We start from the raw sequence: 25,370 nt of genomic DNA on the forward strand, positions 1-25,370 counted from the left end.
GCCCGCTACGGCTGCGCCGCGACCAGGGCCGCGATCGACGGGTCGTCGTAGAGCACGCGGGACGAGATCGCGGTGCCGTCGTCGTCGACGAAGACCACGGTCGTCTGCAGCGTCACACCGTACTGCCGGCGCAGATCGGTGCGGGAGTCGTAGTCGACCTTGAACACCGTCAGACCCTCGGGAGCACCAGCGGCCCGCAGCTCTTCGTCGAGCTGCCGGCAGTTCGGGCACCAGGTGGCGTGGAAGAACAGCACCTTCGGCCCTGCGGTGCGGGCGATGATGCCGTCCTCGTAGTCGAGGTACGCGCCCGCGGCCATCGGCTCGGGCTCGGCCGGGACCGGGGTCTCGGACTCCGCCGGGGCGGTCTCGGCGGGTTCCGCCGTGGCGCTCGGCGTCGGCGTCGACATCGCGTCCGGGGTGGCGGTCGTGCCCGTCGCCGCGCTCGCGCATCCGCCCAGCAGGAGGGCCGCCGCGACGGCCGCCGTGGCCCCGATCAGTCGCCTGTGCATGGCATCCGTCCTCTTCCGCAGCCGGTGGCGGCTGCTGGTCATCACGGTACTGACGACGGCTCGGGCGCAGGCCCCGCAATGATTACCGTCTGCGAACGACGGGTCTGTGCCACGCTCTTCCCCTGTTCGAGCGCGCACGCCACACTGGTGCCGTGCCGCAGCGAGCGGCCAGGACCTGAAGGGGAGCATATGGGCATCGAAGACATCGTGAACCAGGGGAAAGAGTTCCTGGAGCAGAACAAGGAGAAGATCAGCGAGGCACTCAAGTCGGACCAGGCGGAGGATGTGAGCGACAACGTGCTCGACGCGGCCGCCGACTTCGTCAAGAAGGTCGCGCCCGACTCCATCGACGAGCACGTGGACAACGTGCGCAACGCCGCCGACGACGCGATCGGCAGCAACAACAAGTAGTGAGACGGTCGGCCGTGCGCTCCGAGGACGGAGCGCACGGCCGATCTGCGCGCACTCAGGGGCGCAGGCGATCGGTGGCGTACCGACTCGGCGGCACCGAGAACGCCGCGCGGAAGACGCGCGAGAAGTACAGCGGGTCGGAGAACCCCGTGCGCCGTGCCACCTCCCCCACCGACAGGCTCGTCGTGCGCAGCAGCAGCGCGGCCTCGTCGAGCTGGCGCCGACGGGCCCAGGCGAGCACAGATGTGCCGGTGTAGCGCGCGAACAGCCGTTCGGCGGTCGTGACGCTGCACCCGCCGATCGCGGCGATCTCCGCCACATCGGGTGCGCGGTCGAGGTGCTCGACGATGTGGTCGATCATCGCCCGGAGCGCGACGGGCTGGAGGGGCGCGGGTTCGGCCGCCGCCGCCGCGTCCGCGTCGGCGAGGAGAACCCCGAGGGCGCGCAGGGATTCCTCCGACGGCGCGCCCTCGAGGAAGCGCTCGACCCCGTACGACGCGAGCGAGATGATCCGCTGACCGGCGATCGAGGCGGCGGGCAGGAGCCGGGGCTCCTCCTCCGCCGCTCCCGTGCGCCACGGCGCGTCGAGCAGCGGATCGCCCGCTCGATGCGGAACGTGGGGCGCCACCGGGTGGTCGTGGCGGTGTCGCGGGACGACGTGCGCCGTGCCGACGTGGAAGGGCGTGCGCACGTCGGCGGCGTACGCGACGTCGTGCTGCCACGGGAGCCGGAGGATCGATCCCGCGTCGAGGCGGAACTCGCTCCCCCGCGAGCGCACGAGACCGCGGCCCTGCAGCACCCACAGGAAGCAGACGCTCATCACGCGGGCATGGGAGACGCTCTCCCCGGCACGGAACCGGTACCAGTTCGCGCCGATGAGCGCGGCGGATCCTCCATCAGGGTCGTCGGTCCGACCAGCCGGGCACGCGTCCACGAACATCAAGCTACCGCCGACCTGATCGAAATATCCATACATCGCTCACCTCGCGCATGGCGCCCCACCCTCGCCGCGCCGTACCGTCGGACAACGGCTGCGAAGGAGCTCCCATGAACATCACCGTCGACCGCGATGCCTGCGTCGGAGCGGGTCAGTGCGCCCTCATCGCCGGAGAGCTCTTCGATCAGGATGACGACGGTCTCGTCGAGCTCCTGGAGCCCGAGCCGGATGCCTCGCAGGAGCCGCTCGCCCGCCGCGCCGCGGGCCTCTGCCCGGCGCGCGCGATCACGGTGAGTGCGTGACCGCCACCCGGTCGGATGTCCTCGTCGTCGGCGCCTCCATCGCCGGACTCGCCACGGCCGAGGCGCTGCGCGAACGAGCGCCCGCGCTCTCGATCACGGTGATCGGAGACGAGACGCACGTGCCGTACCGGCGACCCGCCCTGTCGAAGCAGGTGCTGACAGGCCGGTGGAGCGCGGATGCCGCGGCGCTCACGTCGCGGGCGGCACTGGAGCAGCGGGGCATCCGGCTGATCACCGGAGCACGGGCGTCCGCCTTCGACGCCCGCTCCCGCACGGTCGTCGCGGGCGGCGACGAGCACCGCGCCGACCGCGTCGTGATCGCCACCGGCGCCGCGCCGCGACGACCGGACGGCCTCCCCGCGGCCCGCACCTTCCGCACGCTCGATGATGCGCTCGGGCTGCGCTCCGCCGTCCGCGAGGGATCACAGGTCGCCGTGGTCGGCGGGGGCGTGCTCGCCGCCGAGCTCGCGGTGGCGTGCCGCGGGCGCGGAGCGCGCGTCGCGCTGGTGACCCGCAGCGGGCTGCGGCTCGGAACGACCCGCGATCTGCTCGCCGGCCCCCTGCGGTCTCTCCTCACCGGGCAGGGGATCGTGGTGCACGACGGGGCCGTGCTGGCAGCGGCGTCGCTCGGCGGCGACTCCACCGCGCTCGACGTGTCCGACGGCACGCGCGTGGTCGCCGATGTCGTCATCGGCGCGATCGGGTGCGATCCCGCCACGGACTGGCTCCACGGCTCCGGCCTCGAGATCCGCGACGGTGTCGTCTGCGACGCGGACGGCCGAGCCGCAGACGGCGTCTTCGCCGTCGGCGACGTGGCGCGCTGGGGCGCCCGCGACGACCCGTCCGCCCGGCGCGTGGAGCATCAGACGTCGGCGATCGAGGAGTCGCACGCCGTCGCCGCGACGCTCACCGGCGGCGACCGCACTCCGCCGGGGCTGCCCTACTTCTGGTCGGAGCTCGGCGGCACCCGCGTGCAGGCGCTCGGCGACTTCCCCGAGGGGGTGGTGCTCCGGATGCTGCATCCCGGCACCGACCGCTTCGTCGCCGTCGCCGAAGACGCACGCGGTCGCATGCACGGCCTCATCGGGTGGAACGCTCCCCGTGAGTTCCGCTCGGCGCGGTCAGCGCTCTCCGATGCCCGAACCCCGACCTCCCCCGCCGTCGCCCAGGAGTAGCCCATGGACATCGTCACCCCGCCACCCGCCTGCCCCGCGCACCGCACGCTGCCGCTGGACGGCACGCCGCTCGCGCCGTCGCCCCGGTTCGCGCAGTGGCGCTCGGAGGCCCCGGCCACCCCCTTTCACTATCCGGACGGCCACGACGGCTGGATCGTCACCGATCACGCGCTCGCCCAGACCGTGCTCTCTCATCCGGAGTTCAGTCAGCTCCCGCAACGGATGACGGCCCCCTGGCCCGACGCACCCGCCGATCCGCTCGACGAGCGGGGCGAGGCGGCCATGCGCGCGGCGAACCTGCTCGCGCTGGACGAGCCCGACCATGTGCGGCTGCGCCGGCACATCACGAGCCGGTTCTCGGTGCGGTCCGTGCGGTCGCGCACCGAGGAGATCGCCGCCATCGTCGCCGCCGCGGCGGCGCGCCTGCGCGCGCTCGGATCGCCGGCTGACGTGTTCCAGCACTTCGCCCGACCGATCTCGGTGGCGGTGCACGCGCTCGTGCTCGGCATCCCCGATCATCGGATCGACGACTTCGACCGACTGTTCGCCGATCCGTCGACGAGTCAGGAGAAGGCCGACTTCGTGCGCGCCGTCCTCGACGAGCGTCGCGGTGACCCGGGAGAGGACGTCGTCAGCGACCTGCTCTCCTCCGAGCTGACGGATGCCGAGATCGAGGGACTCGTCATGGTGCTCATGACGAGCGGCCGCGACTCGGTGGCGTACATGATCTCGACGCTCACGGTCGCCCTTCTTACGAACCCCGATCAGCTCGACGCCGTGCGCCGCGATCCGTCGCTCGTTCCGGGAGCGGTCGAGGAGATCATGCGCTTCGGCGCGATGTTCGTCACCCTCTTCCCGCGCACGGCCGTGCGAGACCTCGAACTCGACGGCCTCGCCGTGCGCGCCGGCCAGACCGTGTCGGTCTCGGCCGCGGCCGCGAACCGCGATCCCTCGCGGTTCGACGAGCCCGACCGGTTCGACGTGCAGCGCGACAGCTTCGGCCATCTCGGCTTCGGGCACGGTTCGCACGGGTGCGTCGGCCAGCAGCTCGCCCGTCGAGAAGTGGCCGAGGCGATCGGCGCACTGATGACGGGCTTCCCGGGTCTCCGACTCGTCTCCGCCGAGCAGCTCGCCCCGATGCCGTTCGCCCACCCCGTCGCGACCTACGAGGCCGGCGAAGTGCTCGTCGCGTGGGACTGAGTCCGCAGCGCCGGCGGTGCTGATCGGCGGAACGGCGCACGCGAGGGTGGGGACGATCTCGCGCCGGTGGGCGATGAGGTAGCCACCGGCGATCAGCAGCTGGATGCCGGACAGCACGAGGCGGCCCTGCGTGTCGGTGACAAAGAACTGCACGGCGAAGAGCGCCGCGAGCAGCACCGCCGACGACACCCGGAAGCGCAGCGCCAGGATGAGGGCGACGCCCAGGATCGTCTGCGTCGCCGTGAGGACGAACTCCTCGATCTGACGGGCGTCGAGACTGAGCTGGCCTCCCCCGCCGCCGAAGAAGTGCGCGATCGGCAGCGATCCGACGAGCAGGCTCCACTGGTTCACCTTCGACGCGATCAGCGTGGCGATCGCCGCGCCGCCGAGACCGCGGAGGGCGAACAGGACGGCGATGATGAACTCCGGCGCTTCGGATGCGAGAGGCGCGAGCCACTGCACGAGGAAGAAGCTGTCGATGCCCAGCGCCCCGCCCGAGCCGACGAGCGCCTCGGCGAAGGGCTCGGCGCAGATCAGGATCACGGCCGCGGCGCCCGCGAACAGCGCGACGACGAGGGTGCGACGGGCTGTCGTCGGCAGCGCGGCGATGTCGGCGGCGGCACCGACGAACTCCTCCGGCTCGTCGCCCTCCGTGCGGCTCGCGCGCCACAGGTAGAGGCCGAAGCCGACGATCAGCAGGACGCCGAACCAGATCGGGATGGCCCCCAGGAGCGGGATCGCGAAGGCCGCCAGCCCGAGGACGGCGAGGAAGCCGACATCCATCCGCGTGTTCTCGGGGATGACGAGGCGGAAGCCCCGCACCGGAGCCGATCGCCGACGGGCGACCACGAGCGCGACGATCACGATGAGCGGCCAGCCGAATCCGAGGAGCAGCCGGTTCGAGCCCGTCATGTTCGCCGCGGCGAACGCGGCATAGGACGCATCGCCCCCTGCCTGGAACGCGTAGTAGAGGTCGACCGCGTACTCGGGCAGCACGGCGATCAGCGCGAGGAGCGCGATGGCGAGGGCTCCGGAGATGTCTTTCTGCGCGGCCTCCGCCGCCCACGCGAGCAGGAAGCTCGCGGCCACGACGGCCGCTCCGAACAGCAGCATCTCGATGACCGGCGGAGCCGACGTTCCGGTGAATCGCAGGATGAGGGCGGGCAGGGCGACGGCCGCGCACAGCGCGATCCGGCCCGCGAGCGAACGAGGCATGGGGGATCCTTCCGGTCAGGCATGACCGGTGACGGATGCGTCGGGAGGGGTCGGCCATGCAGTGGCCGAAGGTCTCGCTCGTCCGTCGGATCACCGCCGGGCGGGGCACCGGGCGCTCATCGTGAACGCCAGCATGTCGACACCACCACGAGCCTGATCGGCTCGGAGCTACTCCCCTTCGCTCCTTCCAGCCTGCCCGATCAGACGGCGGGAACCCAGCCGACGGGAGGGATTCGCAGGTTTTCGGGTGGCCGGATCCGCTGCGCCGACACGATGACGCGCGGTGCCGCCGTCGCTCAGGACCGGTCGGACACCCGCAGCCACCGGAACCCGTGGGCGGGGAGGTCGAGTCCGTCCGACAGCGACACCGAGTCGCCCGTCACCAGGTCGGCCGCCGTCGGCGCCCAGCCCGAGAGGGTCAGCGCGTCGATCCTCGCCGGGTGATCGCCGACGTTGGCGAGCACGAGCACCTTCGACTGCGCGGCATCCGCACGCACGAATCCGACGACCGCGGAGCTGTGCGCGTCGAACGGCCACAGCGTGTTTCCGCCGAACTCCGGCGTCGCACGGCGGATCGAGAGGAGGTCGGTCAGCCGCCCGAAGATCCGGCCGGCGGGAGTGGAGGCATCCGTCCGTTCGGCGTAGTTCTTCTCCGGACGATGCGGGCGATGCACCCACCGGCTGTCGCCCGCCTCGTCGGGGTCGTCGGCGTAGGAGTAGTCGTTGAGCTGCGCCACCTCGTCGCCGAGATAGAGCAGCGGGATGCCGCCCGTCGACATCGCCAGCGCGTGCGCGAGCACCACGCGGTCCTCGCCTGCGGGGTCGCCCGCCTCGACACCGGCCAGGGACGCCGTCGTCCCCGCCACCCGCGCATCGCCGGTCTTCGGGTTCTCCTGGAAGGGCACGCCGCGCGCGAACGTGCCGGGTGCCCGCCCGACGTAGAAGTCGTTGAGGAAGCGGCGGTGCCCGAACGCGTCGATGCCGAGCTCCGCGGCATCCTCGTCGGCGAACGTCCATCCGATGTCGTCGTGGCTGCGCACGTAGTTGACCCACGCCGTCTCGGGAGGAAGCGCGTGGCGGCGCTCGAGCGCCTGCTGCAGCAGGCGAGCGTCGCGGGTCGCGAGCGCCTCCCACGTGAGCGCCATCTGCAGCGGGTTGTACGACAACTGGCATTCGTCGGGCGAGATGTACTCCGCCACCTCGTCGGGGTGCACGATGGCCTCCGACTTGAACAGCAGGCTCGGCGCCGCCATGCGCAGCACGGCATTGAACGCCTGCAGGAGGAGATGGGCCTCGGGGAGCGACTCGCACGCGGTGCCGAGCCGCTTCCAGATGAACGCCACGGCATCCATCCGCAGGATCTCGACTCCCTGGTTCGCCAGGAACAGCATCTCGCCGGCCATCGCCTGGAACACGGCGGGGTTCGCGTAGTTCAGATCCCACTGGAAGTGGTAGAACGTCGCCCAGACCCACCGCCCGTCGGCGAGCTGCACGAACGACCCCGGGTGGTCGTCGGGGAAGATCTCCCGGGTCGTCCGCTCGTAGGCGTCGGGCATGGTGCGGTCGGGGAAGATCAGGTAGAAGTCCTCGAAGCCGGGTTCGCCGGCGACCGCCTTCCGCGCCCACTCGTGCTCGTTGCTCGTGTGGTTGAAGATGAAGTCGACGACGAGCGAGATGCCCGCCAGCCGCAGCTCCGCGGCGAGCGCGGCGAGCTCCTCCATCGATCCGAGGGCCGGATTCACGCGCCGGTAGCTGGAGACCGCATAGCCGCCGTCGCTGTTGCCTTCGGGACTCTCGAACAGCGGCATGAGGTGCAGATACGTCAGGCCCAGTTCGCGGAAGTACGGGATCTGACGACGGATGCTGTCGAGCCCATCGCCGTACCGGTCCACGTAGCAGACGCCCCCGAGCATGCGCTCGGATTCGAACCATGTCGGATTCGCCTCGCGCTGAGCGTCGAGCGCCTTCAGCTCGAGCGGCCGTGTCGCCCACGACGACGCGGCGAGCGAGCAGACCTCCCCGAGCCGCTCCAATCCGTGCGGGTGGTCGCCGTACAGCTCGGAGAACAGTCGATGCAGACGCGGGAGGTGCGTGCGCGCGCGGAAGAGGAAGTCGTCGTCGGCGCCCTGCGCGCGGAGCGCCTCGAGGATCCGGGCGATGTCTTCGGTGCCGTCGGCGGTCAGATGCGACATGGGTCAACTCTCTCGCACGTGCGCGGATCCGTGGGCATCCTCAGCGCAGCTCGGTGATCCTCGCCGGGGAGACGAGTCCTCCGACCTCCACCTGCTGCCCGAGGTAGCGCACGTGGGTCTGCAGACGCGACCCCTCGCCCTGCGTGATGTCGAGGTCGCGGCCGAGCTCGGCCGACAGCCGCACCGCCGCGGATCCGGTCGCCTGGTCCTCTCGGATGCCGAGCTCGGGGGCGAACATGCGCGCCCGGACGGCTCCGGATGCCTCGTCGCTCCAGGCCCACACGTAGTGCATCCCGAGCCCGTAGGCGTCGGGGTCGACGGCGGCGACCTCCCCGGGGGAGTCGAGGCGGTCGAGCTCGAAATCGGGCGCCCACTCCGCGAGCGCCGTGACGAACACCCGCTCGCCGTCGACGCGCACCCGCACGCGGCCCGCCGGCACGTCGAGCGCCTCGACCTCGTCGCCGTTGCGGTGCAGCCAGGCCGCGAGACCCACCGTCGGATGCCCCGCGAACGGCAGCTCGCGGGCGGGGGTGAAGATGCGGGCCCGCGCCGATCGACCGTCGATCGCGTCGATGAAGATCGTCTCACTGAAGCCCAGATCCGCCGCGATCTCCTGCTCGTGGCGGTGCGTCGCCGGCGAGGCCCAGACGATGCCGAGCGGGTTGCCGTGCATTCCGCTGTCGTCGACGAAGACGTTGACCACGTTCACGAGGAGGCTCACGACAGCCGAGTCTGTCAGACCCGGCCCCGTGCGGGCGAGCCGCCTAGGAGAGCGCGAACCGCGTGCCGACCAGCGCCTCGGATGCGTCCCAGAGCCGGCGGGCGGCATCCGCGTCGGTGAACGGAGCCCACAGCTCGCGTCGTGCGGGCGGACCGCCGACCACCCGGGTGGGGCCGTAGAACTCGTCTCCTCGCGCGGTCGGATCGGTCGCGGCCACCAGTGCCGGCAGCGCCGCGCTCTCGATCGTGCCGGCGATGCCGAGGCGCGACAGCAGACGCACCATCCGTCGCCCGCCGGTTTCCTTCTCGCGCCCCATCCCGGGCTGGGCGGCGAGCAGATTCGTGGGAGAGACGCCCGGGTGCGACAGATTGCTGCTCACGCCCCACCCCTCCGCGCGGCTGCGTGCGTCGAGTTCGCGGGCGAACAGCCCGACGGCGATCTTCGACCGGGTGTAGGCCGTCATGCCGTCGTAGCCGTGCTCCGAATCGAGGTCGCTCACGTCGATCTCTCCCGTGCGCGCGGCGATGCTCGTCTGGTGCGTCACCCGTGCGCCCCCGGCTCGCAGCAGGGGCAGAAGGCCCAGCGTCAACGCGAAATGGCCGAGATGGTTCGTGCCGAACTGCAGCTCGAACCCGTCCTTCGTCGTCTGGCGAGTGGGCGGAGTCATGACGCCGGCGTTGTTGATCAGGATGTCGATCGGACGACCCTCCGCGCGGAGTTCCTCCGTGAGCGCGGCGACCGAGTCGAGAGAGGACAGATCGAGGGCGCGGGTCGAGACGACGGCATCCGGCACCGCGCCGCGGATGCGGGCGAGGACCGCCTCGCCCTTGGCGGGTGAGCGCACGGGCATCACGACGTCGACGCCTGCGGCGGCGAGGCGTTCGGCGATGACCCGCCCGATGCCGTCGCTGGCGCCGGTGACGACGGCGCGCGTGCCGTGCAGGTCGGGGATGCGGATGTCGGGGGTGCGAGCCATGGCGGGGTCCTTCGAGCGAGGCGGAGTCGGTCTGCGATCCATCGTCTCCGCGCCGGCCGTCCGGAGGCAGTGCCCGTGGATCCGTGGATCGCCGATCCACCCCTCCGGTCTCAGGCGAGGGTCTGCGTGCCGATCACGGCCAGCAGGCGCAGCTTGTTGTGGCTCTCGCTCCCCGGCTCCGCCGTGTAGACGAGCAGGCGATGGGACTGATCGGGGTCGAGGAGCGTCTGGCAGCTCAGCTCCAGTGCGCCCACCTCGGGATGCACGAAGCGCTTGATCTCGGGCGGGCGGACGCCGACTTCGTGCGTCGCCCACAGGCGGCGGAAGTCGTCGCTGCGGGCGAGCAGCAGATCCGCCAGGTGCGCTACGCGCGACTCCGGGCCGCGCACGGCGACGAGTTCTCGCAGGCCCGACGCATAGACCCGCGACAGCACCTCCTGCTCGTCGGCCGGGTACGGAGCCCGCGCCGAGGGGTCGGTGAACCATCGATAGCCGATGCTGCGTTCCGGCCCCTCGCGCTGTGAGGCAGGCCCGGTCAGGGCGATCCCCACCGGGGTCTGGCGGAGCGTCTCGCCGACCTCCGTGACGATCTCGGCGGGCGTGTCGGCGAGGCGGTCGAAGATGCGCAGCAGACCGGGGCTGATGTGCTCGCTGGAGACGCCGCGGGCTGGTGGGTGGTGCCCGGCGAGGCGGAACAGGTGGTCGCGCTCGGCGAGCGAGAGGTGCAGCCCCTGGGCGATCGCCGCCGTCATCTGCTCGGACGGGTGCGGGCCCGTCCCGCGTTCGAGCCGCGCGTAGTAGTCCGTCGACATGTGGCAGAGCACGGCGACCTCTTCGCGGCGCAGTCCGTCGGTGCGCCGGCGCGGACCGCGTGTCAGGCCGACGTCCTCGGGCTGCAGCGATTCGCGTCGCCGACGGAGGAACTCCGCCAGACCCTCCCGGTCGATCATGTCGCCCCTCCCGTCGACTCCTTCCTACCGTGGCGGGCGGCGGCGAGCCAGTCACTGCCGATCCGCCCCTGGGCCGCCAGCCGGCCGATGAGACCGCGCGGGCGTCAGGGCAGGAGGGCGCGGAGCGGGAAGTCCTGTCCTTCGAGGATCAGCTGGGCGGCGACGCCGGTGCGCTGGTTCACCACGACCGGGGCGAGCAGGTTCACCCCGAGCCCATCCGCCGTGAGCTGCGCCACGACGAGCAGCAGCGCGTCGTCGGGCGAGAGGAGCAGGAGCAGATCGGTCTGCTCGTCGGAGAGGACGGGGGCGTAGTCGGGCGCCACGTCGCGAGGGTCGACGAGGAACAGCCGCACCGACGCGTCTTCCAGCGCCTGCAGCGAGAAGAGGCCATCGACTTCGGAGACCTGGTCGAGCTCGAACGCGGTGTGCGGGGAGAGCCCCGGCGGCGGTGCGACGAACTGGAGGACGGCGCTCACGCGAGGAAGTCCAGGAGAGTGGGCTGCAGCACGCGGCCGGTCACGGCGAGTGCGGACTTGTAGACGAGCTCCTGCGCCTGCAGCTGCACGAGCACCTCCACGGCGTCGACGTCTTCGACCGCCGCACGGCGCGTCTCGAGTGCGACCGTCGAGTCCAAGGCCGCCTCCTTCGCGCGTTCGATCTGCAGCTGCCGCGCCCCCACGGCGCCCTGGGCACCGAGCATAGCCTGCAGGCGGGAGTCGATCTCCCCGAGGCGCGGGCCCACGTTGGTGCCGGCGCGCAGCTCGGCGGCGATCGTGTCGACGAGGGCGAAGATCGAGCCCGCGCCGGTGCCGAACACCTCGGCGCCGTCGGCGTCCACGCGCACGCTCTCCGCGTCGGACACGCGGCGGCGGACGTCCGCGCCCGCGGCTCCGCTGAAGGTGTAGTCCGAGGCGAACGCGGCCGTGTCGGAGGTGCCCGCGAACACCGATCGGCCGAGATAGGTCGTGTTGGCCTGAGCGCGCAGGCTGTCGCGGAGCCCCTCGAGCTCGACGGCGATCGCCTCGCGGGCGGGGGCGTCCATCACGCCGGAGTTGGCGCCCTGGACCGTCAGATCGCGGACGCGGCCGAGCAGCGCCGTGGAGGACGAGATCGCGGCATCCACCGTGGTGACCCACGCGAGGCCGTCGTCGATGTTGCGGGAGTACTGCTCCGTGCGCCGCTGCGCGGCGTGGAGGCCGAGCGTCATCGAGGCGGCGGACGGGTCGTCGGAGGGAGCGGCGAACGCCCGCTGCGACGTGGCCTGGGCCTGGAGGCGGGCGAGATCGCTCAGGCCGCCCTGCAGGTGGCGCATCGCCGTCTGGGTCATCGTCTGCGACGTCACTCGGGTGATCATGTCGGTCCTCCGGATCGGGTTCGGTCTCAGCGTCCGACGACGCCGGTGCGGTTGATCAGCACGTCGAGGGCCTCGTCGACCGCGGTGAGCACGCGCGCCGCCGCCTGGTAGGCGGTCTGGTAGGTGAGCAGGGTCAGCGTCTCCTCGTCGCCGTCGACGCCGGCGACCGACTGCTGGGCCGTCGCGGCGGCCACCGCGCTGGTCTCTGCGAGGCTCGCGCGGCGCGCGTCTCCCGCGGTCGCGACGGCCAGCCACGAGACCACGCCCTCCCACACCGCGTCGGGGCCGCCGGCCTGTTCGCCGATGCGGGCGAGCGCATCGGCGTTCGACGAGTCGAGCGGTCCGCCTCCCGGGCCCGCGAGGGCGAGCCCGTCGCGGGAGGTGGGCACGACGACGAGCCCGAGGGCGGCCGGGACGCCGACCGTCTGCGAGAAGAACGCGCCGCCCGGCGTGCCGTCATGGGTGAATCCGGCTTGGTGCTGGGCATTGACGGCGGTCGCGAGGTTCGCGGCGAGCGCGTTGTACGACGAGGCGAGTTCGCCGAGCACGCCGCCCTCGCCTGCGGGGGCCAGCACCGACAGCAGGCCGCCGAGCTCACCGCTGGCGACGACGGCCGCGCCGCCGGTCTCCCACGCGATCGTGACCGGCTGACCCGCCTCGATCGAGGTGGGCCCCTCGACGACGAGGCGCCGGGCGCTCGTGCCCGCGACGAGGGCGTTGCCGTCGACGCGCAGCGTCAGGGTGCCGTCCGGTTCGCTGCTCGCAACGGCCCCCGACAGCCGGGCGACGTTCTGCGCGAGCAGATCGCGCCGGTCGATGAGCTCGTTCGCCGGTGCTCCGGAGCCAATCGACTCGCGGATCGCGCCGTTCAGCTGGGCGATCTCGGTCGCCGCGGTGTGGATCTGCATGACCATCCGGTCGGCCGACGTGCGCGCCGCAGACCACTGGGCGGCCACGTCGCGGTAGCCGTCGGCGATGCGGGCGACGAGCCCCTCGGCGCTGCTGAGGAGGACGGCGGCGGATGCCGGCGAGTCCGGCGTGTTCGCGAGGTCCTGCCATCCCGCCCAGAACCGCGAGAGGCGGTCGGCCAGCCCGTCTGTGGTGGGCTCGGCGAGCGCGGACTCCGCCGTCGCCGCGGCGTTCGCCTTCGTCGACCAGTAGCCCGACGCCGCGAGCGTGTCACGCACGCGGGCGTCGAGCACGCCGTCCCCGAGGCGGGCGATGCCGTCGATCGACACGCCCTGCCCCGGGACCGGTCCGGTGCTGAACCGGCCGGACAGCGCGACCGCGCTGAGGGCCGACGTCTCCAGCCTCTGGCGCGTATAGCCCTGCGTGGTCTGGTTGGCGATGTTCTGGCCCACCAGATCCATCCCCCGCCGGGCCGCGTTCAGCGCCGTCGCGGCCGTGCTCAGCCCACTGAAAGTCGACATCGTGCCCTTCTCATCACATCTTCCGGTCCACGATGCGGGCGGTGTCGTCGCGCTTGCGCTCACCGTGGGTGGTGTACTCGCCCGTACCGGCGGCGAAGCCCGTCAGCGTCTCCTCGACGGCGAGCGCCGCGGTGCGCAGGTGGATCTCGTTGGCGTCCTTGAGGCGCGCCACCTCAGCCATCAGGGCGGCGAGGGCGTTCCGGTGCTCCGTCAGGACGTCGCGCCAGGCATCCGTCGGCGCCACGTCGATCAGCGCCGAGAGCGTCGCGGCCTCCGGCGCCCCCCATTCGCGGGCGACCGAGGCCACCTCGACGTCGCGCGACAGTCCCGACGCGCGCTGACGGTCCAGCACCTGCTCGACCTCGCGGGTCGCGAAGTGCACCCAGCGCATGCTTCCCGACTCGAGGAGCAGTCGCTGCTCCTCGAGCTTGAACAGAAGCATCTCCAGAAGCTCGCGCTCGTGCCACAGCCTCATGGACAGCTCGTTGGCTCCCATGTTTCCTCCCCAGTTTTCGTTTCCTGCCGTATCCCCAGACACGAGCCGCACCCGGGCGCGGCTCACCTACTCCTATCGGCGGCGGACGTCTCAGGGTAATGAAAGTTTTATGAGAGGGTTCTCATACAACTAGCATGTGCTCGACGTACACCGCAGCGACGGACCCCCCATCCCCGCAGAGCGGATCCCCCAGGAAAGAGGTGCGCACCGCTGATGGTCGACCGTGCTGAGCGCAATCGCCTCGTGGAGGCGAACCTTCCCCTGGTCGGATACCTGGCCAGTGACCTCCATGCGCGTGCGACGCACGTGCCGAAGGAGGAGCTCGCCTCCGTCGGCGCGCTCGCGCTGGTGACCGCGGCCGACGCCTTCGATCCGTCGCTCGGTGTGCCGTTCGGGGCCTACGCGCGTCGTCGCATCCTCGGCGCGTTCGCCGACGAGATGCGTTCGATGGACTGGGCCTCCCGCGGTATCCGCAAGCGCATCAAGGAGGTCACCGCCGTGCGCGAGACGCTCACCGCGGCGTTCGGACGCACCGCGACCGCCGACGAGATCGCGACGACGATGGGCCTGCCGCGCGCGGACGTCGTCGAGGCGCTGGCGGATGCCGGACGCACGGTGACCACGATTGACGACGAGTCCGTCCTCGACATCGCGGCCGACATCCCGTTCCCGGAGGAGTCCGCCGAGCTGCGGGCCCGCCGCGACGTGCTCACCCGCGCCGTCGCCGCGCTCCCCGAGCGCATGCGCGCGATCGTGCAGGCGATCTACATCGAGGAGCGGCCGGTGAAGGATGTCGCGGAAGAGCTCGGCGTCTCGCACTCGGCCGTCTCGCAGCAGCGATCGGAGGCCATCCGGCTCCTCCGCGACGCGCTCGACCGCTTCTTCTCCGACGGCGACACGCCCGTTGAGGTGACGTCGCGGGTGTCTCCCGCGACCCGCGACGCCTACTTCGACCGCATCGAGTCAGGCGGCGACGCCGCGTCCGCACGAGAGCCCGCGGCGAGCGCCTAACGCACCCCGCATTCCTGCCGATAGCGGATGGTGGAGCCCACGGACGGGCTCCGGAACATCCCACTCACGGAGGAACACATCATGGGAATGCAGATCACCACCAACGTCTCGGCGCTGAACGCCTACCGCAACCTGGCGAGCAACCAGAACGATCTGTCGAAGTCGCTCGAGAAGCTCTCCAGCGGCATGCGCATCAACCGCGCCGCCGACGACGCCGCCGGTCTCGCGATCTCGGAGGGGCTCAAGTCGCAGATCTCGGGCAACGCGGTCGCCGCCCGCAACGCGCAGGACGGCATCTCGGTCCTGCAGACGGCGGAAGGCGCGCTGACGGAGGTCCACTCGATCCTCCAGCGCGTCCGCGACCTCGCCGTGCAGGGTGCCAACGACTCGAACAACGCCGAGTCGCGGGCCGCCATCAAGCTCGAGATCGACGAGCTCGGCGCGGAGCTGACGCGTGTCGCGGAGGCCACGAACTTCAACGGCATCAAGCTGCTCTCCGGCGGCAACACGCTGACCTTCCAGGTCGGCGCAGGCGACGTCTCGGCCGAGGACCAGATCGCGGTCACCCTGACCGACTTCTCGGGCCTCGGTGCGACGATCGCCGGTCTCGACGTGACCGACGCCGCGACCGCGCAGGCGGCCATCACGGCGGCCGACACGGCCATCGGCCAGGTGTCGGATGCCCGCGCCAACCTCGGTGCGTCGCAGAACCGCTTCGAGTCGACGATCAACAGCCTCAACGTCGCCGGCGAGAACCTGGCGGCCGCGAACAGCCGCATCGCCGACACCGACATGGCGGCGGAGATGGTCAAGTACACCGCCTCGAACATCCTCGCGCAGGCGGGGCAGGCCATGCTCGCGCAGGCCAACCAGTCCGGCCAGGGCGTTCTCCAGCTCCTGCGCTGAACCCTGTAGAGGAGCCCCGCACCGCCTGGGTGCGGGGCTCCTCTCGCACCACGCCGTCGAAGGGAACCAGAGCCGATGAAGATCGACGGGCTCGCATCCGGACTGAAGACCGCGGAGATCATCGACGCGCTCATGGACGTCGCCGAGATCCCCCGGAGCCTTCTGAGCGGCAAGTCCGACGACAAGAAGGCGATCATCTCCCAGCTGCAGTCGCTGAACACGAAGCTGCAGGAGCTGTTCACCGCCGCCAAGACCGCAGCCGGCCCGTCGGCGCTGGCGCAGATGACGACCACGAGCTCCGACCCCTCCGTCGTGGTCACGGCGGGGCCGGGCGCCGGCCCCGTGAACACGCGGATCGTGGTGGACCGCACCGCCACCGCCCACACGATCGTCACCGCCGCCACCACGGGATTCTCCGACGTGCCCCTCGTGCTCACCGTCGAGAACGCGGCGGGCGAGCTCGTGCGGATCACCCCGGCATCCGGTTCGCCCTCCGACGTCGCGAAGGCGATCACCGCCGCCGATGCCGGAGTCACCGCGAGCATCGTCGGCGCGGGAGTCGACGGCGACGGCAACCGGCTGTTCCGCCTGCAGGTCACCGCGACCGCGTCCGGTGCGGCCGGAGCGTTCCGCCTCCACCTGGGAGACGAGACCGCCGTCACGGCGGGCACCGCGAGCGACCTCGCCGCAGAGCCCGGTGCGGCCGTGATCGCGGAGGGCCAGGATGCCGTCATCCGCCTGTGGGCGGGCACGGCGGCGGAGCAGACCGTCACCTCTGCCGTCAACATGTTCGACGATCTCTTCCCCGGTGTCGACGTCTCCGTCTCGAAGGCATCGGCCGACCCGGTGACCATCACCGCCGGCGCCGACGCCGACGCACGGGCGACGGCGGCCGAGGACTTCGTGAACCGCATCGCCTCGATCCTGAAGGGCCTGGCCAACGGCTCGAAGGCCACCGTGGCGACCGGCGCGGGAGAGACCACGACACTCGGCGTCTTCACCGGCGACTCGACCGTGCGCGCGCTCCGCAACGCGCTCGCCGACGCCGTGCAGTATCCCGTCGACGGCGTCTCCCCCTCGAGCATCGGCATCTCGATCGACCGCTACGGGGTGCTCGCCTTCGACGAGGAGAAGTTCGCGGCGGCCCTCGCGGGCGACCCGACACGGGTCGAGGAGGTGTTCTCCGGCCTGGCCACGCGCGTCTCCGAGGTCGCCGACCGGTACAGCGACAAATACGACGGCCTCCTCACGGCTCGGATCACCGGGCAGGAGACCGAGGTGCGCAGCATCGCCGACCAGATGGAGCGCTGGGACATCCGCCTCGAGCAGCGCAGAGCGACGCTGGAGCGCACGTACGCCGCACTGGAGACGATGCTCGCGAAGTTCCAGTCTCAGTCGTCCTACCTGACGACGCAGCTGGCGAGCCTGCCCACCTACGACACGGGGAAGTGAGAATGAACGACGTACTCAAGGCACAGCAGCGGTACCGCGACGAGGCGATCCTCTCAGCCAGTCCCGAGCGCATCGTGACGATGCTGTACGACCGCCTCCTCCTCGACGTCGACCGAGCCGAGCGGGCGCAGCGCGACGGCGACTGGCCGGCCGCCCACGAGCAGCTGCAGCACGCTCAGGCGATCGTCGCAGAGCTCGCCGGATCGCTCTCGGGCGGATGGGCGGGCACCGCCGACCTGCGGGCGCTCTACGCGTATCTCACGCGCACCCTCATCGGCGCCAACATCGGCCGCGACCCGGAGCGCACGCACGAGTGCCGCGAGCTGATCGCCCCGATCCGGGATGCCTGGCACGCCGCTGCCGCCGCGCTCGCGGAGAAGGTGCCGGCGTGACCGCAGCGGCCGGCGACGCCGCGTGGACGGCCCTCCTCGACCGCTTCGAGCACGACCTCGACACGGCAGGAGACGCGGCGGGCGACTGGCATCCGCTCGGCACTCCGCTGCCTCCGCACCTCGTCGATCGGGCGCGGGCGCTCGTGGCGCGGCAGGCGGAGCGGATGTCGCTCCTGCACGCCGAGCTCGTCGACACGCGCGCGCACCTCGCCGCCCTCGATCTCGTGCCTCCGTCGCGCACGATCACGGCGGCCTACGTCGAACGAGACGCCTAACGCCTCGGAGCGCCCAGCCGATAGATGATCTCGAGCACGGATTGCTCGCCTCCTCGGCCACGGATCGGCCACGTCTTCAGCGACGGAAGCAGCTTCGTGTTCGAATCAGTGACGGTCTCCGCGCTCACGAGCGCATTGAACGGTCTCTCCCAGCGCCAGCGCGCGATCGCGGACAACATCGCGAACATCAACACCCCGGGCTACCAGGCGAAGCGCGTCGCATTCGAGGACGCCCTCGCGGCCTCGGTCGCGCAGGGTGACGGCAGGGTCACGCCGACGGTCAAGACGTCGCTCGAGCCGACGCGCACCGACGGCAACAACGTGAACCTCGACACCGAGACGCTCTCCAACGTCGACACGCTGCTGCGCTACCAGTTCGCCACCCAGGCCGTCGGCGGCGCGTTCGCGTCGGTGCGCACGGCGATCCGGACCACGTCATGACCTTCGACGCCATCGGCATCGCCGGCACGGGCCTGACCGCGCACCGCAAGTGGCTCGACGCGATCAGCGACAACATCGCGAACATCAACACGGCCGCCGCGCCCGGTGAGGACGTCTTCCGGCAGCGGTACGTCGCCGTGCGCGCCGGCGAGGAGTCGCCCGGCGTCTACGTCGCCGGCACCGCACTGGGCGATGCCGAAGGTCGTCTGGTCTTCGAGCCCGACAACCCGCTCGCCGACGCGGAGGGCTACGTGCGCTACCCGTCGGTCGACCTGGGCGACCAGATGAGCCAGCTCATCCTCGCCCAGCGCGGCTACCAGGCCAGCGCCGCCGTCGTCGACCGTGCGAAGACCGGCTACGAAGCGGCCCTCCAGATCGGGCGCAGCTGATGCCCGTCTCCGGAATCGAGGGCATCGGCTCCCCCATCACGCTCCCCACCGCTGCGCGCGTCGGCACCGGTACGGGAGACGACACCTCCTTCGCGCAGAGCATCACGGGCGCCGTCGACGAGCTGCGCGGCCTCCAGTCGCAGTCCAATGAGCTCGCCGTCGCCGCCGTGACCGGCGACCTCGACGACATCCACAGCGCGATGATCGCGTCGACCCGCGCCTCCGTCACGCTCGAGCTCATCTCGGCCGTGCGCAACAAGGGCGTCGACGCGTTCAACGAGATCATGCGGATGCAGGCCTGATGCCCGCCGCCGTCAGCTCGCTCTTCGCGCGGATGCGCCGCACGGTCGACGGGTTCAGCGTCGCGCAGCGCACGATCGCCCTCATCGGCATCGCCGCACTCGTCATGGGCGGCTTCGCCCTTGCGACCTGGCTCACCCGCCCGTCGCTGTCGCCCCTGTTCACCGGGCTGAGCGCCTCCGATGCCAGCGCCGTCGTCGAGCAGCTGCAGGGCTCCGGGGTCGCGTACGAGCTCGCCGACGGAGGATCGACCGTGCTCGTGCCGGAAGGAGCCGTATACGAGCAGCGCCTGGCCGCCGCCGCATCCGGTCTGCCCAGCGCCAGCTCCGACGGCTACACCCTGCTCGACGACATGGGGGTGACGAGTTCGGAGTTCCAGCAGTCGGTCACCTACAAGCGCGCCATCGAGGGCGAGCTCGCCCGCACGATCGCCGCGCTCGACGGCGTCGGCACCGCGTCGGTGCAGCTCGCGATCCCCGAGGAGAGCGTCTTCGTGGCGGAGACGATCGATCCCACGGCATCCGTCTTCGTCGAGACCACCAACGGCACAGCGCTCGCCTCCGCGCAGGTCGAGGCGATCGTGCACCTGACCTCCGCGGCCGTCAGCGGGATGAAGCCCGAGAACGTCGCCGTCGTCGACCAGGCCGGACGCACCCTCTCCGCGGTGGGCGTGGGCGCCACCGGCGGTGCCGACCAGCAGGCCGGAGACCACGAGGCGCGCATCGCGGCCGGGATCCAGCAGATGCTCGACACGGTCGTCGGCGCCGGCAACTCCACCGTGACGGTCGCGGCCGAGATCGACCGTGCGACGAGCGAGCGCGTCGAGGAGACGTATGCGCCGGCCGAAGGCGTGCTTCCCTCGTCGGAGCAGAGCAGCACCGAGAAGTACACCGGCGGCGCCGGCGGCACCGAAGCCGGCGTGCTCGGCCCCGACAACATCGCCGTGCCGTCGGGCGACGGCGACGGCACGTACGAGTCGACCGAGACCATCCGCAACAACGCGCTGAACCGTTCGGTGGAGACCACGACCACTCCGGCCGGATCGGTCACCCGCCAGACCGTGTCGGTCGCCGTCGACGAAGCGGCGGCGGGGGCGATCGGCGTCGGGCAGATCCGCGATCTCGTGTCGACCGCGGCCGGGATCGACCTGGCGCGCGGCGACGAGGTGAACGTGGAGGTCGTCGCGTTCAGCGACACCGCCGCCGTCACGGCGCAGGAGGCGCTGGAGGCCGCGCGGATCGAGGCGGATGCCGAGCGCATGGCCGAGATCGTGCGCGTCGCGGTGATCGCGGGGGCCGTCGTGCTGGTGCTCGTGGCCGCCGTGATCAGCGGCATCAGCGTCTCGCGCCGCCGGGCACGCACCGCGGAGCTCGAGGGCGGCAAGGTCGCCTCGCTCCTCATCGACGAACCGACCGACTCCTTCGCCGCTCTCCTGCACACCACCCCCACCGCGCAGCTCGAGGCGCGCACCGCAGGGCTGGCGACCGCACTCCTCGAGCCCGAGCCCGAGCCCGACCCCGAGCCCGTCCAGATCAGCCTCGACCGTCGGCGGGCCGAGCTGGGCGAGTTCGCGCGGCGCGATCCCGCGCGCACGGCCGAGCTGCTGCGCAGCCTCATGGGCGATCGGCAGGACGCATGAGCGCCCTCACCGGCATCCAGACCGCCGCGGTCGTGATGATGAACCTCGACCACGCGCAGGCCATCGAGGTGATGCGCCACCTCAGCGAGCCCGAGGCGGAGGGCATCGCGGGCGAGATCATCCGCCTGCGCAGCCTCGACGCCGAGACGACGGCGCGCGCGCTGTCGGACTTCCATCGCATCGTGCAGGGGCACCTGCCGCCCGCACGGGGAGGTCGCGACATCGCCGCGGGGCTGCTGGAGGCCTCGTTCGGCGCCGAGCGCGCGGCCGGTGTGCTCACCCGGGTGTCGTCGGCCATGACGGGGTCGTCGTTCGACTTCCTCACGTCGGTCGAACCCACGCAGATCGCGGGACTCGTCGACGGCGAGCTGCCCCAGACCACCGCCCTCGTGCTGGCCCACATGCCCGTCGACCGGGCAGCGGCGGTGCTGGCCGAGCTCGCCGATCCGCTGCGCACCGACGTCGCGCAGGCGATCGCGACGATGGGCACCGCCTCGCAGGATGCCGTCGCTATCGTCGCCGACTCGCTGCGGGCGCGCACGGGGGTCTTCGCGACGCGCGACGCCCCCGAGACGCTGGGCGGCGTGCAGCCGCTCGTCGACATCATCAACCGCTCCGGCGCAACGGTCGAGAAGGCCCTGCTCGAAAGCCTCGAGGCCCGCGACAGCGTGCTCGCCGAAGACATCCGCTCGCGCATGTTCACCTTCGCCGACCTCGTGATGCTCGACGACCGCGACGCCCAGCGCGTGCTGCGCGGCATCGACATCCGCATCCTCGCGCTCGCGCTCAAGGGTGCGCCGCAGGCCGTCGCCGACGTCATCCGCCGCAACATGTCGGAGCGCAACCGGGAGAGCCTCGACGAGGAGACCCGGCTCCTCGGCCCCGTGCGCGTGTCGCAGGTGGAGGAGGCGCGCGCGGAGATCGTGCGCTCTATCCGCGTTCTCGAAGCCGACGGCGACATCCGGATCCAGCGCGGAGACGAGGACGAGTATGTCGCCTGAGACGTTCGCCATGGTCTCCTTCCCGCGCATCGGCAGCGCCGCGGACGCCGCCGAGCGCGCACGCGCACGGGCACGCGGCTATGCGGACGGACACGCCGAGGGGATGCGGATCGCACGCGCCGACGCGCAGCGCGCGGCTGCCGAAGCGCTCGCGCTGCGCCGCTCCGCCGACGATGCGGCCGCCGTCGTCGCCGCCTCCGCATCGACCGCGCTCGACACGGCGGCGGTCGCGCTCGCGGACCGCGTCGAGACCGTCGCGTTCGTCGCTCTCGAGCGCGTGCTCGCCCACGCCGTCGAGCTGGCCGAGACGATCCTCGAGCGCGAGCTCGCCGATGACGTGCGCTCCGCTCTCGTCGCGTCGCTGCGGGCGGCCACGGCGATCGACGCCGGCGATGATGCGGCTCCCGTGGTCGTCGTCAGCACCCGCGACCTCGCGACCCTGGAGCGACTGGGCGCACAGCCCGACGGTGTCGCCCTCGAGGGCTCCGACGATCTCGCACCCGGCGACGCCGTGGTCCGCCTCGCCGACGGCGACGTCGACCTGCGGGTGGGCGCCGCCCTCGCCCGCGCCCGTGCCGCACTCTCGGAGGCGCCCTGATGGCGGGCGCGTGGGGGGCGGTGCTCGAGGCGGCACGACCGGAGCGGTCCGGCACGGTGTCGCGCATCGTCGGTCTGAGCGTCGAGGTGCGCGGCATCGCGAGCGCCGTCGGCGGGCTCGTGTCGATCGGCGACGGCGTGACGGCCGAGGTCGTCGCGGCCGAGCGCGACGCCCTGCGCTGCATGCCGCTGTCGCCGTCGAGCGGTCTGCGGGTCGGCGACCGCGTGGTCGCGGCATCCGGTCGCCTCCGCGTACCGGTCGGGCGCGGCCTGCTCGGCCGCGTCGTCGACGGGCTCGGACGCGCGATCGACGGCCGCGGACCGATCGTGGCCCCCCTCGTCGGCCTCGAGCACGAGACCCCCTCGGCCATGACCCGCACGCGCATCTCGGAGCCGCTCGCCCTGGGCGTGCGGGCGATCGACACCCTCACGCCGGTGGGGCGCGGCCAGCGCATGGGCCTGTTCGCCGGGTCGGGCGTGGGGAAGTCGTCGCTGCTGTCGATGATCGCGCGCGGCTCGTCGGCCGACGCGAACGTCATCTCGCTGGTCGGCGAGCGCGGCAGGGAAGTGCGCGAGTTCATCGAGGACGACCTCGGGCCCGAGGGCCTCGCGCGATCGGTCGTCGTGGTCTCGACATCCGACCAGCCCGCCATGGCGCGACTGCGCGCCGCGTTCACGGCGACCCGCATCGCCGAGGCCTTCCGCGACGACGGCGCGCACGTCACGCTCATGATGGACTCCCTCACCCGCGTCGCGATGGCCCAGCGCGAGATCGGCCTCGCGGCGGGGGAGCCTCCCGCGACCCGGGGCTATCCGCCGTCGACGTTCCCCGTGCTCGCGCGTCTGCTCGAGCGAGCGGGCACCGACCACCGCGGCTCGATCACAGGCGTGTACACGGTGCTCGTCGACGGCGACGACCACAACGAGCCGGTCGCCGACACCGTGCGCTCGATCCTCGACGGGCACATCGTGCTCGACCGCTCCCTCGCCCTGACCGGACACCACCCGGCGATCGACGTGCTGGGATCGGTCTCGCGCCTCGCCGGGAAGGTGACCGGCGACGAGCAGCGGCGACTCGCGACCGCCCTGCGCACGGTGCTCGCCGCGCGACGCGACGCGCACGACCTCATCGGCATCGGCGCCTACCAGGCGGGCGCGAACCCGCGCGTCGACGCCGCTCTCGCCCACGAGGACGCGATCGAGGCGTTCCTCACGCAGCGGCTCGACGAGCAGGCGCCGAGCGAGGCGTCGTGGCAGCAGCTGCGCGCGCTGGTCGCCGCGTTCGGAGACCTCTCATGAGCCGGCAGTTCTCGCTCGCGGGGCTCCTGCGCGTCCGCGGCCTCCAGGAGCGCGCCGCTGCGGAGCGCCTCTCGCGCGCGCACATCCAGAGCGCGCAGACCGAGGCGCGCGAGCGTCAGGTGCGCGCCGCGCTGTCGGCCTCGCCCGACGACGTGGGCGACGTGCGCTCGCTCACCGCGCTGGCGGCGAGCCGCGTGGCCGCCCGCAGCATGCTCGCCGACCTGCGGGCCCTCGGCGAGATCCAGCAGGCGGCGCTCGACGAGGCAGGGCACGCCCATGCCGCCGCGCGGCGCGACGAGCGCGGACTGGCGCGCCTGGCCGACGCCCACGCGCGGCGCGAGCACGCGCGTGATCTGCAGGCCGAGCAGACCGAGCTCGACGAGATCGCCCTCCGCCCCCGAACCGAGGAGACGACATGAGCCTTCCGGCGGCGCTGGCGCGCGTCGATGAGATCCAGCAGCGCATCCAGACGTTCTGGACGAAGACCCCGCCGTCCGAAACGGCGGGTCTGGCTTCGGGATCGGCCGCCACAGCGTTCGCGTCGGCGCTGGAGGGCGTGCTCGGCCTCGCGACCCCGACCGCCGGGGGCGTCACCGGGTCCGACATCGTGACGCAGGCCGAGAAGTACCTCGGAGTGCCGTACGTCTTCGGCGGCGAGGACGAGAGCGGAATGGACTGCTCAGGGCTCGTCCAGCGGGTGCTCGGCGATCTCGGGATCGAGTCGCCGCGGCTCGTGTCGGGCCAGGCCGGACTCGGTGTCGAGGTGCCCTCGCTCGCGGAGGCGCAGCCGGGCGACCTGCTGGTGACGAACGGGAACACCCACATCGTGATCTACGCCGGAGAAGGCAAGATCATCCACGCCCCGCGTCCGGGGAAGGACGTCCGGCTGGTCGAGAACTACCTGACGGATGCCGACATCTCGACGATCCGACGGGTCGCTCCCTCAGCCGGCGCCACCGCGAGCGCGAGTGCGAGCTCCTTCGTGCTGCCGGCAGCCGGCTCCCCGGCTCCCCTCGCGCCCGCACTGTCCCTCACCGCAGCGGCATCCGCTCCGGCGCCCGTCTCCCTGCCCGCTTCCACGCCGGCGCCGATCGGGCCGGTCTCCGCGGCACTGTCCTCCGCGACGTCGACGGCCTCCGCGCCGCTCTCCGCCGTGCTGTCGACGCTCGCCTCCTCGGCCTCCGCCGGCACCGGGCGCGGGGTGCCGGCGTCGGCCGATGCGGCCGTCACGGCGGCGTTCGCGGCGTTCGCCGGCACGGCGTCGACCGCGCCGGATGCCGTCGCCGCACCGGCGTCCACCACCCCTACGGCCGCACGGCCTCCGCTGTACTCGCAGGTCGCCGCGCCCGTCCTGAACCTCACCAGGGCGCCCGACGGCGAGCACACCCTGACGCTGCGGGTGACGCCGGAGAACCTGGGGCCGGTCACCGTCCGCGCCCAGATCTCGGGCGGCGCGATCCACGTCGAACTCGTCGCCCCCTCGGACGCCGGCCGCGACGCGCTGCGCACCCTGCTCGTCGATCTGCGACGCGACCTCGCCGGCCTCGTCGCGCACTCCTCGCTCACCGTCGCGCCCACCGGCGACGGCGCGTCCGGCCAGAGCTCCACCGGTCCCGGCGCCGGGTGGTCGACGGGCTCGGGCTCGGGCTCGACGTCGTCGGGCCAGCCGGGGCACCCCGGCGCGTCGTCCTCCGGCGCCGCGCGCACGCCGCACGCCGGTTCCGATGCCGATGCCGAGGCATCCGCTGTCCCGTCCGTCCCGGTCGCCGCCGGCGCCGGCATCGATCTCTACGCCTGACC

28 protein-coding genes and 1 pseudogene are annotated in these 25,370 nt (G+C 72.1%); 18 read left to right on the top strand and 11 right to left on the bottom strand.

What is annotated here, in order from left to right; genetic code table 11:
* Window positions 1-5: 5 nt before the first annotated feature.
* Entirely contained in the window at window positions 6-509 is a 504-nt protein-coding gene (locus B0B14_RS09910; RefSeq protein WP_076681427.1) for a thioredoxin family protein, read from the bottom strand.
* A 189-nt stretch (window positions 510-698) separates the two neighbouring features.
* On the opposite strand from B0B14_RS09910, the gene B0B14_RS09915 reads away from it, so the two are divergent.
* Entirely contained in the window at window positions 699-920 is a 222-nt protein-coding gene (locus B0B14_RS09915; RefSeq protein WP_076681428.1) for an Rv0909 family putative TA system antitoxin, read from the top strand.
* A gap of 55 nt (window positions 921-975) precedes the next feature.
* Here B0B14_RS09915 and B0B14_RS16910 read toward each other — a convergent pair whose 3' ends face one another.
* Window positions 976-1,854, bottom strand: a complete 879-nt coding sequence (locus B0B14_RS16910; protein ID WP_143733693.1) for a helix-turn-helix transcriptional regulator — start codon at window positions 1,852-1,854, stop codon at window positions 976-978.
* 113 nt (window positions 1,855-1,967) lie between these two features.
* Between B0B14_RS16910 and B0B14_RS09925 the strand changes: the two genes are divergently transcribed.
* The 3 genes from B0B14_RS09925 (at window position 1,968) to B0B14_RS16945 (ending at window position 4,534) form a co-directional block, all read left to right on the top strand.
* Complete coding sequence (locus tag B0B14_RS09925) at window positions 1,968-2,159, top strand: ferredoxin (RefSeq protein ID WP_076681430.1); 192 nt, start codon at window positions 1,968-1,970, stop codon at window positions 2,157-2,159.
* On the top strand, window positions 2,156-3,334 hold the full coding sequence (locus B0B14_RS09930) for an NAD(P)/FAD-dependent oxidoreductase (RefSeq protein WP_076681431.1): 1,179 nt from the start codon (window positions 2,156-2,158) through the stop codon (window positions 3,332-3,334). Before B0B14_RS09925 ends, B0B14_RS09930 begins: the two co-directional genes overlap by 4 nt.
* Before the next feature lie 282 nt (window positions 3,335-3,616).
* Window positions 3,617-4,534 carry a cytochrome P450 gene (locus B0B14_RS16945; RefSeq protein ID WP_372236642.1) on the top strand — a complete coding sequence of 306 codons (918 nt, stop codon included), beginning with the start codon at window positions 3,617-3,619 and terminating at the stop codon, window positions 4,532-4,534.
* Between the two features lie 207 nt (window positions 4,535-4,741).
* Here the strand turns inward: B0B14_RS16945 and B0B14_RS16950 are convergent.
* The 9 genes and pseudogenes from B0B14_RS16950 to flgN form a co-directional block, all read right to left on the bottom strand.
* Window positions 4,742-5,749 (bottom strand): annotated as a pseudogene (locus B0B14_RS16950) (sodium:proton exchanger); the annotation flags it as partial.
* Window positions 5,750-6,045: 296 nt separating this feature from the next.
* Complete coding sequence (locus tag B0B14_RS09945) at window positions 6,046-7,941, bottom strand: amylosucrase (protein ID WP_083710528.1); 1,896 nt, start codon at window positions 7,939-7,941, stop codon at window positions 6,046-6,048.
* Between the two features lie 40 nt (window positions 7,942-7,981).
* The gene (locus tag B0B14_RS09950; RefSeq protein ID WP_076681433.1) at window positions 7,982-8,662 is read right to left on the bottom strand and encodes a PhzF family phenazine biosynthesis protein; all 681 of its coding nucleotides are present in this window, start codon (window positions 8,660-8,662) and stop codon (window positions 7,982-7,984) included.
* Window positions 8,663-8,705: 43 nt separating this feature from the next.
* The gene (locus tag B0B14_RS09955) at window positions 8,706-9,638 is read right to left on the bottom strand and encodes an SDR family oxidoreductase (protein ID WP_076681434.1); all 933 of its coding nucleotides are present in this window, start codon (window positions 9,636-9,638) and stop codon (window positions 8,706-8,708) included.
* Window positions 9,639-9,748: 110 nt separating this feature from the next.
* Window positions 9,749-10,588: a helix-turn-helix transcriptional regulator gene (locus B0B14_RS09960; protein WP_076681435.1), complete on the bottom strand. Its 840-nt coding sequence runs from the start codon at window positions 10,586-10,588 to the stop codon at window positions 9,749-9,751.
* 104 nt (window positions 10,589-10,692) lie between these two features.
* On the bottom strand, window positions 10,693-11,064 hold the full coding sequence (locus tag B0B14_RS09965; protein WP_076681436.1) for a flagellar assembly protein FliW: 372 nt from the start codon (window positions 11,062-11,064) through the stop codon (window positions 10,693-10,695).
* A complete protein-coding gene (locus tag B0B14_RS09970; protein ID WP_076681437.1) occupies window positions 11,061-11,942 on the bottom strand; it encodes a flagellin N-terminal helical domain-containing protein in 882 nt (293 codons plus the stop codon). The genes B0B14_RS09965 and B0B14_RS09970 overlap by 4 nt, the downstream gene beginning before the upstream one ends.
* A 26-nt stretch (window positions 11,943-11,968) precedes the next feature.
* The gene (gene flgK, locus B0B14_RS09975; RefSeq protein WP_076681438.1) at window positions 11,969-13,372 is read right to left on the bottom strand and encodes a flagellar hook-associated protein FlgK; all 1,404 of its coding nucleotides are present in this window, start codon (window positions 13,370-13,372) and stop codon (window positions 11,969-11,971) included.
* 13 nt (window positions 13,373-13,385) lie between these two features.
* Window positions 13,386-13,868: a flagellar export chaperone FlgN gene (gene flgN, locus B0B14_RS09980; RefSeq protein WP_076681439.1), complete on the bottom strand. Its 483-nt coding sequence runs from the start codon at window positions 13,866-13,868 to the stop codon at window positions 13,386-13,388.
* A 213-nt stretch (window positions 13,869-14,081) separates the two neighbouring features.
* On the opposite strand from flgN, the gene B0B14_RS09985 reads away from it, so the two are divergent.
* From B0B14_RS09985 to B0B14_RS16355, 14 genes are all read left to right on the top strand, one after another.
* The gene (locus B0B14_RS09985; protein ID WP_076681440.1) at window positions 14,082-14,879 is read left to right on the top strand and encodes a sigma-70 family RNA polymerase sigma factor; all 798 of its coding nucleotides are present in this window, start codon (window positions 14,082-14,084) and stop codon (window positions 14,877-14,879) included.
* 81 nt (window positions 14,880-14,960) lie between these two features.
* A complete protein-coding gene (locus tag B0B14_RS09990) occupies window positions 14,961-15,785 on the top strand; it encodes a flagellin N-terminal helical domain-containing protein (protein ID WP_076682603.1) in 825 nt (274 codons plus the stop codon).
* Window positions 15,786-15,860: 75 nt separating this feature from the next.
* On the top strand, window positions 15,861-17,237 hold the full coding sequence (gene fliD, locus B0B14_RS09995; protein WP_076681441.1) for a flagellar filament capping protein FliD: 1,377 nt from the start codon (window positions 15,861-15,863) through the stop codon (window positions 17,235-17,237).
* A gap of 2 nt (window positions 17,238-17,239) precedes the next feature.
* Window positions 17,240-17,629, top strand: a complete 390-nt coding sequence (gene fliS / locus B0B14_RS10000; protein ID WP_076681442.1) for a flagellar export chaperone FliS — start codon at window positions 17,240-17,242, stop codon at window positions 17,627-17,629.
* A complete protein-coding gene (locus B0B14_RS10005) occupies window positions 17,626-17,904 on the top strand; it encodes a hypothetical protein (protein ID WP_076681443.1) in 279 nt (92 codons plus the stop codon). Before fliS ends, B0B14_RS10005 begins: the two co-directional genes overlap by 4 nt.
* 96 nt (window positions 17,905-18,000) lie before the next feature.
* Window positions 18,001-18,345, top strand: a complete 345-nt coding sequence (locus tag B0B14_RS10010) for a flagellar basal body rod protein FlgB (RefSeq protein ID WP_076682605.1) — start codon at window positions 18,001-18,003, stop codon at window positions 18,343-18,345.
* Window positions 18,342-18,734 carry a flagellar basal body rod protein FlgC gene (locus B0B14_RS10015; RefSeq protein ID WP_076681444.1) on the top strand — a complete coding sequence of 131 codons (393 nt, stop codon included), beginning with the start codon at window positions 18,342-18,344 and terminating at the stop codon, window positions 18,732-18,734. Before B0B14_RS10010 ends, B0B14_RS10015 begins: the two co-directional genes overlap by 4 nt.
* Window positions 18,734-19,036 carry a flagellar hook-basal body complex protein FliE gene (fliE, locus tag B0B14_RS10020; RefSeq protein WP_076681445.1) on the top strand — a complete coding sequence of 101 codons (303 nt, stop codon included), beginning with the start codon at window positions 18,734-18,736 and terminating at the stop codon, window positions 19,034-19,036. Before B0B14_RS10015 ends, fliE begins: the two co-directional genes overlap by 1 nt.
* Entirely contained in the window at window positions 19,036-20,673 is a 1,638-nt protein-coding gene (gene fliF, locus B0B14_RS10025; protein WP_076681446.1) for a flagellar basal-body MS-ring/collar protein FliF, read from the top strand. The genes fliE and fliF overlap by 1 nt, the downstream gene beginning before the upstream one ends.
* Window positions 20,670-21,674, top strand: coding sequence for a flagellar motor switch protein FliG (gene fliG / locus B0B14_RS10030; RefSeq protein WP_076681447.1), 1,005 nt, complete (start codon window positions 20,670-20,672; stop codon window positions 21,672-21,674). Before fliF ends, fliG begins: the two co-directional genes overlap by 4 nt.
* Complete coding sequence (locus tag B0B14_RS10035; protein WP_076681448.1) at window positions 21,664-22,272, top strand: FliH/SctL family protein; 609 nt, start codon at window positions 21,664-21,666, stop codon at window positions 22,270-22,272. The genes fliG and B0B14_RS10035 overlap by 11 nt, the downstream gene beginning before the upstream one ends.
* On the top strand, window positions 22,272-23,570 hold the full coding sequence (locus B0B14_RS10040; RefSeq protein ID WP_076681449.1) for a FliI/YscN family ATPase: 1,299 nt from the start codon (window positions 22,272-22,274) through the stop codon (window positions 23,568-23,570). Before B0B14_RS10035 ends, B0B14_RS10040 begins: the two co-directional genes overlap by 1 nt.
* On the top strand, window positions 23,567-23,989 hold the full coding sequence (locus B0B14_RS10045) for a hypothetical protein (protein WP_076681450.1): 423 nt from the start codon (window positions 23,567-23,569) through the stop codon (window positions 23,987-23,989). Before B0B14_RS10040 ends, B0B14_RS10045 begins: the two co-directional genes overlap by 4 nt.
* Window positions 23,986-25,368 carry an NlpC/P60 family protein gene (locus B0B14_RS16355; protein WP_076681451.1) on the top strand — a complete coding sequence of 461 codons (1,383 nt, stop codon included), beginning with the start codon at window positions 23,986-23,988 and terminating at the stop codon, window positions 25,366-25,368. Before B0B14_RS10045 ends, B0B14_RS16355 begins: the two co-directional genes overlap by 4 nt.
* Window positions 25,369-25,370: the final 2 nt, after the last annotated feature.

The sequence above is a fragment of the Microbacterium sp. RU33B genome (assembly GCF_900155915.1).
In the GTDB taxonomy this organism is placed as follows: domain Bacteria; phylum Actinomycetota; class Actinomycetes; order Actinomycetales; family Microbacteriaceae; genus Microbacterium.